Annotated in this window: 13 protein-coding genes; 5 read left to right on the plus strand and 8 right to left on the minus strand. The window is 41.1% G+C overall.

Annotated elements, in window-relative coordinates:
- Window positions 1-35: 35 nt before the first annotated feature.
- The 4 genes from I588_RS27510 (at window position 36) to I588_RS19600 (ending at window position 1744) form a co-directional block, all read left to right on the plus strand.
- The gene (locus I588_RS27510; protein WP_010758603.1) at window positions 36-296 is read left to right on the plus strand and encodes a hypothetical protein; all 261 of its coding nucleotides are present in this window, start codon (window positions 36-38) and stop codon (window positions 294-296) included.
- Between the two features lie 29 nt (window positions 297-325).
- Window positions 326-736, plus strand: a complete 411-nt coding sequence (locus tag I588_RS19590) for a hypothetical protein (protein ID WP_010758604.1) — start codon at window positions 326-328, stop codon at window positions 734-736.
- A gap of 357 nt (window positions 737-1093) precedes the next feature.
- A complete protein-coding gene (locus I588_RS19595) occupies window positions 1094-1402 on the plus strand; it encodes a hypothetical protein (protein ID WP_010758605.1) in 309 nt (102 codons plus the stop codon).
- A gap of 45 nt (window positions 1403-1447) precedes the next feature.
- On the plus strand, window positions 1448-1744 hold the full coding sequence (locus tag I588_RS19600; RefSeq protein WP_010758606.1) for a DUF1648 domain-containing protein: 297 nt from the start codon (window positions 1448-1450) through the stop codon (window positions 1742-1744).
- A 51-nt stretch (window positions 1745-1795) separates the two neighbouring features.
- On the opposite strand, the gene I588_RS19605 is transcribed toward I588_RS19600, so the two are convergent.
- Window positions 1796-3559 (minus strand): ABC transporter ATP-binding protein, encoded by a 1764-nt coding sequence (locus I588_RS19605; protein WP_010758607.1) that lies wholly within the window; start codon window positions 3557-3559, stop codon window positions 1796-1798.
- Window positions 3560-3603: 44 nt separating this feature from the next.
- Window positions 3604-4353, minus strand: coding sequence for a MarR family winged helix-turn-helix transcriptional regulator (locus I588_RS19610; RefSeq protein ID WP_010758608.1), 750 nt, complete (start codon window positions 4351-4353; stop codon window positions 3604-3606).
- Window positions 4354-4555: 202 nt separating this feature from the next.
- On the opposite strand from I588_RS19610, the gene I588_RS19615 reads away from it, so the two are divergent.
- Window positions 4556-6355 carry a glycerophosphoryl diester phosphodiesterase membrane domain-containing protein gene (locus tag I588_RS19615; protein WP_010758609.1) on the plus strand — a complete coding sequence of 600 codons (1800 nt, stop codon included), beginning with the start codon at window positions 4556-4558 and terminating at the stop codon, window positions 6353-6355.
- Between the two features lie 49 nt (window positions 6356-6404).
- On the opposite strand, the gene I588_RS19620 is transcribed toward I588_RS19615, so the two are convergent.
- The 6 genes from I588_RS19620 to I588_RS19645 all read right to left on the minus strand — a co-directional run bounded on the left by I588_RS19620 (window position 6405) and on the right by I588_RS19645 (window position 13477).
- Window positions 6405-7790, minus strand: coding sequence for a glycoside hydrolase family 32 protein (locus I588_RS19620; RefSeq protein ID WP_010758610.1), 1386 nt, complete (start codon window positions 7788-7790; stop codon window positions 6405-6407).
- The gene (gene bglX, locus I588_RS19625; RefSeq protein WP_010758611.1) at window positions 7784-10033 is read right to left on the minus strand and encodes a beta-glucosidase BglX; all 2250 of its coding nucleotides are present in this window, start codon (window positions 10031-10033) and stop codon (window positions 7784-7786) included. The genes I588_RS19620 and bglX overlap by 7 nt, the downstream gene beginning before the upstream one ends.
- Window positions 10026-11432, minus strand: coding sequence for a sucrose-specific PTS transporter subunit IIBC (locus I588_RS19630; RefSeq protein WP_010758612.1), 1407 nt, complete (start codon window positions 11430-11432; stop codon window positions 10026-10028). Before I588_RS19630 ends, bglX begins: the two co-directional genes overlap by 8 nt.
- Before the next feature lie 72 nt (window positions 11433-11504).
- Entirely contained in the window at window positions 11505-12329 is an 825-nt protein-coding gene (locus tag I588_RS19635; protein ID WP_010758613.1) for a helix-turn-helix domain-containing protein, read from the minus strand.
- A 232-nt stretch (window positions 12330-12561) separates the two neighbouring features.
- Entirely contained in the window at window positions 12562-13029 is a 468-nt protein-coding gene (locus I588_RS19640; protein ID WP_010758614.1) for a GyrI-like domain-containing protein, read from the minus strand.
- The gene (locus I588_RS19645; RefSeq protein ID WP_010758615.1) at window positions 13022-13477 is read right to left on the minus strand and encodes a DUF3788 domain-containing protein; all 456 of its coding nucleotides are present in this window, start codon (window positions 13475-13477) and stop codon (window positions 13022-13024) included. Before I588_RS19645 ends, I588_RS19640 begins: the two co-directional genes overlap by 8 nt.
- Window positions 13478-13545: the final 68 nt, after the last annotated feature.

Below are 13545 nucleotides of genomic sequence, written 5' to 3' on the forward strand. Positions count from 1 at the left end.
TTCGTCTTTCATCTATACAAAGGACAGTGATTTATATGGATAGCTATTCCATTAGAGCGCTCGCTTTTGCCGGTATTGCCTGCACTGGTGTGCTCTTGTTGCTTGCCATCTTAACAAGGATAACCAAAGGACTTTTTATTTCCCGTTTCCCGCATCAATTTATTCAAGACAGTACTGATCCAAGATATGAGTTAGAACGTCAAGCCGGCAAAACGTTCAGTATGTTTATTTTTAAGTATGTCCCACCCTTTTTTATTGGATTTCTACTTATTTTGCTGCTGACTTACCTGCACTAGCTAAAACTTTTCATCGAGGAGTGAATCTCATGTTCCATGTCATGCTTATTTTGTTGCCACTGATCTTTTTGGCAATTGTTGCTTCATTTATCTTATTTGGGGTTACAGCGGTTGTCTTAAGTATCTTTGGCGGAAGTGCTGCCATGATGATCAAAAACAAAACAGCTAAATATTTGCTGCTGATAAGCTTTCTGATTTTATTCCTCGTTGGTGTTCAGTGTTTGTATCCTTTTGCAGGTGCCTATCTATCGATGGATATGGGGCTTATCCCTATTATCAGTACAAGCTTGTTCGGCTTGATTGTCTTACTATCCGTTGGTGCCATTAAGCTTTCCACAGCTGTCCCAAACAAAACTGGCAGAACTGTATTAATGATCTTGTTTGGCTTCTTTGCTGCCATTGCTCTCGTATTAGCCTTATTTATGCTTTCACTTAGATGATATTCTGTAACAGATACTCTCTAAAGTTATCCACAACCGTATATTGATGAGGCATGTTGATAGCTTAGAAACGCTTATGTGTCAGCCATCCACAGGTTTTCCACCGTTTGTGGATAACCTGTGGATAGTTTGTGGGAAAACCTGCCATATATCCACATAAACAGTCTGTTTTTTGTCATCTACATGTGTAAAAGTAAAAAAAGCTCTAGTTAACTTACACGTTTAGTGGATACATTCCAACAATCGAGCTTGTCCACAACTATTTTTTTCATTAAAAACGAGCAAGGCTGTTCGTATTTTTTTCAACCTTTTTATGTTATATTGTGAGTCACCAAATTACGAAATGAGGTTTCCAGAATGCCTATCTTCGCAATCTTTATTGATCTGATTACTGCAGCAGCTTATTTTCTGCAGCTGCGTCTGCCCTTCAAGGGTGTCTACTTGTTGGGGATTGTCTTTCAGGTGCTCTTTACCCTGATTCTGTTGGTCATGAGCTTCAGCTATCCAAAAAAACAAGCTGACAAAATCCAATTAAATCCCTCTTATCGCTATCTTACAATTCGCTATGCCTTAATCCTTTTTTCGGCCATTATAAATGGCGTAGTGCTTTTTCTCTATGTACTTAACTTTATTGGTACTAACGATCTGATTTTTTCGCAGTTTTGACTGCCTTAAAAACCAAGGCATCTTTTATTGGAGGATGAAGGAGTTATGACTTTCTTTATTGGCAAATATAAAACCAGTTTAGCGCTAATTACACTTAGTGCACTGATTCTTGCAGGCATTTTTTGGTGGTTCTTACCTGCCGCAGTGCCTATGCAATGGGCTGCAGACGGTTCTGTCAACTATACACTTTCGAAAAATCTTGCCGTTTTGATTTTGCCACTGCTACCATTAATTATAGGCCTGCAAGGCTGGCACAAGACGGACTACAAATTTCTTCTTTATGCAGGAATTGCCTTGCTGGGTATTAGCGGCATTTTTCTAATGATCATCGTAAGCTCTTGAAACCAATAAAAACGACCTTTGCTTTTCCAACTAAGAAAAGCAAGGGTCGTTTCAGTTTACTACTTGTTCTTTTACATATTCTGCATACAGTGGATGAGTTGCCATTAATTCGCTGTGAGTACCATGTCCGGTAACTGTCCCCTTTTCAATGAAGTAAATATGATCTGCATCAACGATCGTAGATAGACGATGAGCAATCACTAAGGTTGTTCGACCTTCCATCAACTGTTCCAGTGCTCGCTGTACCTTTTCCTCAGATTGTGAATCTAGACTGGCTGTAGCTTCATCCAGCATTAAAACGTTCGGATCACGCAGAAAAGCTCGAGCAATGGCAATTCGCTGCTTTTGCCCACCAGATAATTTGACGCCCCGCTCTCCTAGCTCAGTTTCTAATTGTTCTGGAAACTCCCGGACAAATTGATCCGCATAGGCTAAAGATAATCCATGCCATAATTCATCGTCGGTCAAAGTTCGCTCCAAGCCATACTGCAGGTTTTCACGAATGCTGCCGGCAAAAACGGCACTATCCTGAGAAACATAACCAATTTGGGAACGCCAATGAGTCAAATCCAGCTCTTGGATATCTTGACCATCAATCAAAACTTGTCCGCTAGTTGGTTGATAAAACCGTTCCAGCAAAGCGAAGATAGTAGATTTTCCGCCGCCGCTTGGACCAGCAAAGGCAATTACCGTATTGGGTTTGGCCTCAAAGGAGACATTGGATAATACTGAACGGTCTGCTGTATATCCAAAGGACAGATTTTCAGCCGCAATCGTTTTTCCAGCAACAACAATTTCTTTGCCTTCACCAATGGGTTCAACGGATGTTTCCAAGATTTGTTCAATCCGCTCAGTTGCGCCCATCGCTTTTTGTACTTGTGAAAAGAAGGTAGCAAATGTCGCTGCCGGCATGATAATGTTAAACAAATACAATAGAAAAGCTACTAATTCGCCGCTGCTTAAGGTGCCTGCCTGTACTCGAACTGCGCCGTAACCAAGAATACCGACGAATAAACCTAACATGGCTGTCATCATAATGGGCTGCAATACAGCCTCTACCTTGGCATCTTTTACTCCTAAACGAAAAATGCGATTAATAAATTCGCCACCGCTGCGTTTTTCAAACTCTTCTCCATTACTAGCTTTAATTAAACGAATTTCTGACAGCTTTTCGCTGGCTTCTGCATTAAAATCGGCGGTTGCTGCTTGCAGCTGTTTCCCGATTTTCATCATGATTCGGCCAATCGGCAGCATAATCAAAACCATTACTGGAACGGCTAAAAACATTAATGCCGCCATTTTCCAGTCCATCACAAATAAAATAATCATAGAACCGACTAATTGAATCGCTCCAGTGATAAAGTTAGGAAACTGAGAAGTTACCAATTCCTTAATCACAGAAGTATCATTCACTAATCGCGAACTGCTCTCCCCAGATTTGTGGTCATCAAAATAACCCACTGGCAGAGTTAATAAATGTCCCCATAATCTCTCCCGCAGAGTCTTCACGGCACTTTCACCAACATAGCGCAATAAAAATCCGCCAATTGTACCAAAACCCAATTGGGCGACAAAAGCCAAAATTAAAACAATCAGCATTCGACTGTCGATTCGTGCCAGTTCACTAGTATCAATCAAGCCCTTAGTCAGCTGCGGTACAATCAAACTGGCGCCGCTTGTAACCAGACTCAGGCCAATGCCTAAGAAGAATAAAAACTTCTTAGGACTGACACTGTTGATTAACCGTATAAAATCTTTTAATTTAAAGGCGGACTTATCCGTCACTTCACTTACCTCTTCGATTCTTCGTTCCATCTTGAATCCTCCTCCTCTGAAGCACTAATCAGAAGTCTTCTTTATTAAAAATCTTTCCATTCGTCGTTTTCATCGGTACGAGGGTCTTCGTCAAAAGGTCGCGATCCCCGAGGTCCACCGCCAAAGCTTCCCCAGAAATCTTGTGAAAAATCAGGCTTGCCGCCTCTTGGGAAGCCATTTGGGAATGGGCCACCACGACGACCACCACCGAACGGATCATTCCGCATTTCCTTCCGCATCTTATCTCGGAATTTACGACGATCATCACGGGAAAGGTTCCGCCAGTCACCATCAAAATCACCAAACTGCTCCCGAAAATCTTGCATCTGACGTAAACGATCCATCGGGTCAACGAAACGTTCGGCTTGTTCTTGGAATTTGTCATCCCAGCCAGCAGCAATCTTTTCCAAATATTTACTAAACTGCTGCTTTTCCTCTTCAGTCAGGCCAGCAAAGAAATCTTCACTTTGGCTATTGCCATTACCCGTTACACTGGCAATCTTTTTACGTCCTTGATCTGTTAGAAATACCCGCTTCAAACGACGATCTTGTTCTTCTTCCTTGCGAATAACATCACCGTTGTTTTCCATTTTCTTTAACAATTCAGCCAGCGAACTAGGTCGCAAATCCAAAATTTCCGCCAATTGGCTTTGGATTAACCCATCTTCTTTTTCTAAAATCGCTAGAACGCGTAATTGTCCTGTTAATCGTTGCTTCTTTTGACTCATAAATGCATTGCTGGCTACACTGATAAACCTCAGCTGCTTCATTAAGCTATCTGTAAATTGACTCATCATCATTTCCTCTTTCCTTTTAATTCGGTACCTAACTATCTGACGAGGCTTATTATAGTTCGGTACCTAACAGTTGTCAACTACTTTCTTTCGTTAAAGTAAAATATTCAATAAATATTGGATTCCTTGCTATAATGAGGGGACTTGTTTTCCTGCTTCTAGTAGAATATAGGGTGGATTTACGACAATTGGAGATGTTTGAATGGTTTATGTAAAAAATAGTTTTCTGCATTTATTTCGCTTTTTACGCAGCACGATGGCTTATTTTCGAGATGTTTTGCTGCTGCATGGGTTTATGTTGTTTGTGCTGCTGCCTTTTTTGACCAGTCTGATTAAATTTATTTTAAGGCGCGGCCACATTGCTTATTTATCCTATGATTCGCTGGGGATTATTTTGCGAAATCATCCAGGTGTACTGGTTTCGTTGATTGCTGTATTGCTGGCAATTCTGGTGGGAGTCTTTTTTGAATTCACCTTCCTGCTGATTAGCGTCTACTTCATTAAAAAGAAAGAACCGATTTCTCTTCGACAGCTTTTAACAGGCACCTTGATTCAGTTAAAAAAAATCAGGCCTTCTACTATTTTGTTTTTCTTAGTGTATTTTCTATTGATTCTGCCCTTTGGCGGTTTGAATTTCAACTCAGACCTGTTGGCAAAGGTGAAGATTCCCGCCTTCATTTTGGATTATATTTTCGCCAATCGGGTAATAATCGTTGCTTCAGTCATAGTGGCTTACTTAATTTTGATCTATCTCTCGATTCGCTTGATTTTCGCTCTCCCAGAAATGATTCTGCGAGACCGTCGCTTTAAACAAGCCGTTAAAGAGAGCTGGCAGGCTACAAAGGGCTGGAATTTCCTGCGGATTTTTGGTCAGTTTTTTCTGATTAGTGCAGCGGTGGTGTTCCTGGCTTCTCTTAGCTATGGGGCTGTCTTTTTAGGCCTCAGTCTGATTGAGATGAACCTGCCTGAGTATGCATTGCCAAGTGCAGTAGTAGCAATGACCTTGATGCAGTTTATTTTTCTAGCTAACATTGTACTTTCGACAGTGGGGATTTTTTACATTACGATTGCTTATATGGATGATAATCATTTGCTAAACTCACTGCCTGACTGGTTTCAACCAGACGAGCCTAAAGGAACTTGGTCCTTTGGAAAAATTACGTTGTTTATCGTAGTCGCCATCCTCTTTGGAATTGGGGTCGGTACCTACAATACTAATTATCTCAGCAATTATTCGCTAAAGGCACCGCAAACCGTTTCTCATCGTGGTGTTTCAGCGGGTAATGGTGTACAAAATAGTCTAGCCGCCCTGCACAAAACGACTAAGCTGCATCCATCTTATGTTGAGATGGATGTTCAGGAAACCAAGGATAAACAGTTTGTAGTGATGCATGATTTTAACCTAAAGGCTTTGACGGGCGTCAATAAACGGCCAAATCAGCTGACTTTAGCTGAGCTGGAAAAATTGCGGGTCAAAGACAACGGTCAAAGCGAATCAGTGGTTTCCTTCGATAATTATATGGCAGCGGCTGAAGAGCTGAAACAGCCGTTAATGATCGAGATCAAAGCGACACCTCAAGATAGTCCTGATATGATTGATCGATTTATTGAAAAGTATAAGCAAGCAATTTTAGATCAGCACTCAATTTTGCAGACACTGGATTTTGATGTTGCCACTCAACTGAAAGAAAAGGCGCCAGAATTTTATGTTGGCTATATCATGCCTTTTAATATTGTCGGACCACCCGTTTCCAAGGTAGATTTTTTCACGATGGAATACACTACCTTGAATCGCAACTTTATTGATGCTGCTCACGATGACGGTAAGGCTGTTTTTGCTTGGACAGTAAACGATGAAGACACGATGACTCGAATGATGTTTTACGGGGTGGATGGTATTGTCACCGATGATTTGGGACTGCTGCAGCAAACCATCAAAACTGATTTAAAGGCACCAACCTATGCCGATAAGTTGTTCTATTTTGTTACTGGCATTGGATAAAAAAAGCTCAGACGTTGTTTTCGCAGAAACAATGCCTGAGCTTTTCGTATTATTGAAGGGCTAACGGATAAATTATCCCCTCTGCTGCTCCTAATTCACCGGTAATTATCAGCTCACGCTGGCTGCCATAAACAAAATAGCGTGAGGTGAAAACTAAACGGCCACCGTTAATAAAAATCTCAATCATTGAACCATCTAAATAAATTGTCAGATCAGTGAGCGTCCCTTGATAAAAACCAAAACGCTGCTCCATTTGACCCGTTTCCCAATTCTTTCGTTCAATGATTATCTCCTGTTCTTTATATCGATGCTTCAAATAGAAAGCATCAGAGATATTTATGACAAAATCTTTGGTGTGCTGGCTGAACGTTACAACCAGCTCTGCATACGCATGTGCCATAGTTTTTCTATACTCTTTGGCCATGTCTAGACTAAACGTACTTTGTTCCTCGTTAACCCGCAGTTGCTTTAGTTCGACTGCCGGTTTTTGAATCAACTGGTCCTCAATTAGCGCCACCTCCCGAGGAATAGTCAACGCATGTACCCAGCCTTCTTTGATCGTTGGCAGACATTGCTCATTAGAAGCTGGCATGGCTGCAGCCCAGCCGTATAAAAGCGTCCGCTCCCCATCCCGAAAGGTTTGAGGTGCATAAAACTCAAAGCCATGATCCAACTCTTGAAAGCGACTGACGCTGACAAAATGATCAGTCTGACTAAATTTACCAACGAGATAACCTGTTTGATTGGTATTCAAAAATCGCTTCTCTTCTGCTGGTAAACCTTGCGGAGAAAAGAGAAAACAGTCCGACTCATTAAATTTCAACAAATCAGGACATTCCCACATATAGCCTAATTCAGGTTTGTCCTGCAGCAAGCTGCCGCAGCTTTCCCAATTCAGCAAATCCTCTGAACGATAAAGTAACGTATCCCCAGTTAATTCTTCTGTTTGTGCACCTAGAATCATCCAATAGCTGCCGTCTTCTTCCTGCCAGACTTTCGGATCTCGCACATGACGAGTATAACCGATGGGATGCTCAATCACTGGTCCCAGCTTTTCAAAGGTAATCCCGTCGCTGGAAACAGCAGCACATTGATAACTCTTGCGTTCTTCTTCGTTAACAATCACATTTCCTGTATAAAATAAATACAGCTTTCCATCTTTTACAATCCCACTGCCAGAATATACACCGTCTTTATCGTAATATTCTGAAGGAGCCAGAGCAATCGGCAGGCGTTTCCAATGAATCATATCCTCAGATACTACGTGGCCCCAACATTTATTTTTGTGCACCGTACCGAAGGGATTTAATTGATAGAAGACATGATAGCTGCCCTGAAATTTAACCAACCCATTAGGATCGTTCAACAGCCCTTCCTCAGGGGTAATATGGTACAGCAGAGGAAATTCAGAAGCTTTTACTTTTCCGTCTAACATAATGACTCCTTTGCAAGCAGCGTAAATTTTGCAGAAAAACGATGATCACTGGCATCCTTGCCGATAAACAGCTCAAATTCTCCAGCTTCACTTTCCCAACAATTGTTCTTAGTATAATAGTGCAGCATAGCAGGTGTAATCGTGAAGGTTACCGTTTTTTCCTCACCAGCTGCCAAAGCAATTTTTTGGAAATCCTTCAACTCCTTTACTGGTCGGACGGTTGAAGCAGCAATATCGTGAAGATATAGTTGAACAATTTCTTGACCTGCTTGCGAACCAGCATTTCTAACTTTAATTGCAGCGGTCAACGTTTCCTCTGGCATAATTTCAGTTTTATCCATTTGAAAATCTTGGTAAATAAATTCAGTGTAAGACAAGCCATAGCCAAAACAGTATAAGGGATCATTGCTTTCATCGATATATCGAGAAGCAAAACGATGGTTAGGATTGTTGGTATCGATTGAGCGACCAGTTGAATTTGTATTGTAGAACAATGGTATTTGTCCTACAGCCCGTGGAAAAGTCATGGATAGTTTCCCTGAAGGATTCACCTGACCACTCAAAATATTCGCAAGTGCCTTGCCGCCATTGGTTCCTGGATACCAAGTGTACAAAATCGCATCTACCTCGTCGGCTATTTCCGTCAACAATAAAGGACGTCCGGCATACACAACCAAAACAATTTTTTTGTTGAATTGCTTCATTTGTTTAATTAAGTTCAATTGACTTTTTGGCAAGGAAGGATCAACCCGCGAACCAGCTTCACCACTTTGATAAACCGATTCTCCTAGCGCTAAAACTAAAATATCCGCATTCTCCGCTACTGCCGCAGCTTCCTGAAGCAGCTCTTGATCACTTCGTTCATCAACAGTAATTATTTCCGAATACTTTCCGTACTTTTCAACGTCAACAGCTTCAATCGTTCGAGCACCCGCTGCCGTTTGAATTTCCCAATCCAGCTCATTTTCTAAAGCCTTCATTCCTTCCGCTAATGTGACTGTATCCTTGGCATCACCAGTTATTGCCCAGAATCCTAATGCGGAGGGCTCCTCGCTGTAAGGACCGATTAATCCTATGCGCTGCCCCTTTTTCAACGGCAGGACTCCATCATTTTTCAACAAAACAGTGGATTCCTCTGCCAATCTTTGGGAAAGCTTTCGATGTTCTTCTGAAAGAATCGAGCTTGGTTGTTTATCATCTTTCAAGCCTCGATAGGGATCTTCGAATAATCCTAACTCGTTCTTAAGTGTAAGGACTCGCAGAGCTGCTTCATCCAATAGTTCCATGATTGAGCCATCGGATTTTGCCAGATCAGCTAAATGGTTGGCATAGACGGATGTTTTCATGTCAATATCTAAAGTACTTTCTATAGCCCTCTTAGCAGATTCTCGATCATTAGCCGTGTACCCATGGTTTTTTAATTCCTCTACCGCAGCATAATCAGCGATTAACACGCCCGAAAAATCAAATTCCTTACGTAAAATCTCCCGATTCAACCATTGATTTCCAGTACAAGGAACCCCGTTTAACGTATTAAAAGCTGTCATTACCAATTTCACTCCAGCATCAATAGCCGCTTGGTAGCTAGGCAAATAGTAATTGCGCAACGAATCATCTGAAAGCTCCACAGCCCCATATTCAATTCCGGCACGAGGTGCACCATAAGCGGCAAAATGCTTCACACAAGCGGCCAGTTTGTTTTTGGGAATACTCGGTGCCTTTCCTTGGATACCTTCAACCATCGTTTGGCTGTAACGCTGTGCCACTAAAGTATCCTCACCAGGAGATTCCATCACCCGGCCCCAGCGTGGATCCCGCACCACATCAACCATCGGAGCAAAGGTTACATGAATTCCAGCTTCGTAACATTCCTTAGCAATTACTTCTGCACTGGCCTTAATTAAATCAAAATTCCAGCTGCAGGTTTGAGCTAATGGAATCGGGAAGATCGTTTTGTAGCCATAGATAATATCCGCCATGAATAATAAAGGAATTTTGTGCGCTGACTGCGCCAAGTACTTCTCCTGTATAGCCATGATTTCCTGTGGATTAACAATATTTAAAATCGATCCAGTATCGCCTAATTGATATTTTTCACTGTCTAGACCCAATTTTTTCATAGGACCCGTGACAATGATTTCTTCACTAGTATTAAAGAAATCCCCAGTCAGCTGCACTAGCTGACCAACTTTTTCTTCAATTGACAGACTAGCTGCCAAAGCTTTTAGTTCTTTACTATCCATTCATTTCCATCCCATCGTCTTTGTAACCGAACATCCAGGTTAGAGCAAAGGCTACACCAAAGCCAACGGCACATACCAACAGATACAACGGCATTTGATTGTTTAAATAAAGCAGCATGCCAGGAATAACCGTAATCGACATCCCAGTTGCTTTAACTGAGAACAGGCTGGCAATAAATCCGCCGGCTGCTCCACCAATACATCCCATAACAAACGGCTTTATAAAACGAATGTTAATTCCAAAAATCGCTGGTTCAGTAATTCCTAGCAACGCCGAAACAGTTGAAGGAAAGGCAATCGATTTGGTTTTCAAGTTCTTCGTTTTCATTCCCACCGCGAAAGCTGCTCCTGCTTGGGCCGCGATTGACGCAGAGCTGATTGGATTAACCAAATTCCAGCCATTATCCGCCAGCATTTGAATTTCAATTAAGTTCAAGGCATGGTGCAGACCCGTGACAACTATAATTTGGTTGATTCCGCCGTAAATTAAGCCGCCTAAACCAAATGGCAGATTCAATAAAAGCTCAACTAAAGTTAATAACCACATTTCAACCTGATGGAAAATCGGTCCTACGATAAACAATGCAATCAACAGCATCAACAGTAAACTTAGAAAAGGTGTCACAATTAAATCCAAGACTTCTGGTACAATTTTACGAATCCGTTTTTCAATTGTCGAACCAACAAAGCCCATAATAAAAGCTGGTAAAACTGAGCCTTGGTAGCCGGCTACCTTAATAACACCAAAAAATAGTAACGGATCGGCATTTCCTTGAGCCACGTCCCAAGATGTCGGCAGTGAAGGACTTACCAGCATTAATCCCAGCAAAATTCCCAATAGCGGTGAACCACCAAACACGCGAAAAGCCGACCAGCAGACTAGCACTGGCAAGAAACCAAAGGCTGTATCCGTTAAGACTTGCGTCAGGGTTAAAAAGTTGGTTGAGATGCTCTCACTAGTCATCCCGAAAAATTGCAAAATCGCTTCCTGAGTCAAAATCCCTCTAAGTCCCATGAATAGCCCGGTTGCTACTAAAGCAGGAATGATCGGCACAAATACATCACCGAATACACGAATCACCCGTTTAAAAGGATTGTCCTCTTCCTGAGAAGCAATTTCTTTTAATTCGGATTTAGAAGTTGCGGAAACGCCTAATGATTCAATCGCTTCGTATACTCGGTTAACAGTCCCGGTTCCGAAGATAATTTGGTACTGACCAGAGGTAAAAAAATGTCCTTTGGCTTTATCAATCGTGTCTACTTTTTCATCATCAATAGCTTCTCGATCCTTCACAATAAGTCTTAAACGTGTGGCACAATGCGCCATGGAAATAATGTTTTCCTGTCCACCAACTGCATCAATTACCGCTTTTCCAATCTTTTCATATTCCTGTGTCATCTGATTCAACTCCGTTTATTTGATACTCTAACTATATAATGATGGCGTTTTCTTAAACAGTTGGTAATTTATCTACTTTCGGTCATTTTTTGACATTTTGTATTTTATCGGACTAATTCCCATAATCTTTTTAAAGTATTCCCTCATTGATTTCTCGTTAGGAAACCCTGATTTCAGCGCAATTTCTTCTAAGCTTTCATTGGTAGTCTCAATCATTTTCAGTGCCAGCTCCAAACACAAGCTTTTTTTATACTCGTAAAATGTCAATCCGGTATTTTTATGGAACATTCGTGACAAATAATGCATCGAATAACCGCTCAACTGTGACAGCTCATCCAAGCTAATGTTTTTATGGAAATTGTTGCGTACTAAGTTAATAACCTTAGTAATTTTTGCATTTTGAGCGAATTGCTTTTGATCGCCTTTTCCTAGATCTTCACTAAACTCTGTCAAAAATAGATATTCCAATTCTAAAACGAGACTTTGCTGTAAATATTTTTGGAATCGTTCATGACTTTGACTTTGCTGATAGATTTGATTGATCAGGTCAATGCATCTTTGATAGGTCTTCGTGGGCTTTTCGGCTTTAGGAATCTTGACCTGAACCTGTTCCTTTTTAAAAACTTCATCTGATAAATAAAGAACGACAACTTCACTGCTGCTTAAACTTTGGGTTGCATGAGGAACCAGACTATTTAAGCAGAAAAATTCTCCCTGATTCAGCACTACTTGATTTCCGTCAATCCAAATCTTCAAATTTCCTTTAATACAATACAAAATTTCGACTTCCTTATGAAAATGCATTGGGATGATTCGCGCCGTATCGCGAGATAAAAATTTGAAGATATAGCTATCTGTTTCATGATCCAATTGAATATTTTCATATTCCTCATGCATTTCTGCCACCTCTTTTGCTGATTTTTTTCATTATACCTCATTTAAAATAGTTGCAGATGGTGATTCTTTATGACACAAACCAGGCGAACAATCTAAAGACTGCTACATATTAGACTATAAAACTCTATACCTGTCGACTTTTGTTGTTGATCTAACTTTTTTAATCTTCAATTTGAAGATAAAAAAGACAAACCACCTTATTTTTTTAATAGAAGGTGATTTGTCTGTTCAATTATTTTTTTATAGGAATATAAATTTCCGTCAAAAGCTCTGTATCTGGTCGTTCGTTATCATTCAAGTAGTGGTAATAAATACCGCCACCCTGCTGGTAGCCATTAGCCGGTATCCAGTTCAGCAGCTCTTCCATCACTGGATCTGACTGCTCATAAGGACCTAAATCTATGGCCGTAACAACGGTACACGCCGGTAAAGTTACAGCATTGATTGTTTCAGTTTCCCTAATCGTCTCAGCGACTTGAAAACCAATCTCCACATCCAATGCTTCTAAATCAACATTATGAAAGCAAACAATCGGTCCACTACTAGGAAAGCTGTCAGCTTTTTTAAGTACTTGTGATATCTTTGTAACGGCTTCTCCGACAAACTCCGAATATTCCTCAAAGAAATGAATCGTTCTACGGAGCGTAAGCAATTGTATTTCCGGTAGCTTTTTCTCCAAAATTTGGCTGATTCTAGTCATTGCTTCTCCTCCATTCTATTGGATGCTTTGGTTCACGGCGCAGCGTGATCAGCTTCCATGCATCTTCTAGGACTTCCTTCTGCTTGATCTCCAGCATCAGCCATTTCTGACCTTGCCCTATTTTAGCTTTTGCAAATACTTGTTGGACGTAAGGGGATAGTAATGGCATGAGTTCTTCTGCTGCAGCCATTTCCTTCTTTCCAACCACGACTAACAAAATAAAGTAGCCCTCCATCGGATAAAGGGTGCATAACGACTTACCTGCTTTGGCATATTTTATATTCCAACCGGCCTGCATCGAACAACCACTGTAGCTGTATTTAGGCTTGGCTTCGTAGGCTTGTTGAAGATACTGATTACATACATCCCAAAGAGGATTAGCAATAAAGGTCGCTATTTGCTGTTCCGTCGGCTGGACTTCAGCTGGAAAACAATCCTTCCAAATCATTTCATCACCTGCTTTTTTCTTTTATCATACCCAATCCTCTAACCCTCGGCTTGCACTCCAATGCTCTT

It is taken from the genome of Enterococcus pallens ATCC BAA-351, assembly GCF_000407485.1.
Lineage (GTDB): Bacteria > Bacillota > Bacilli > Lactobacillales > Enterococcaceae > Enterococcus_A > Enterococcus_A pallens.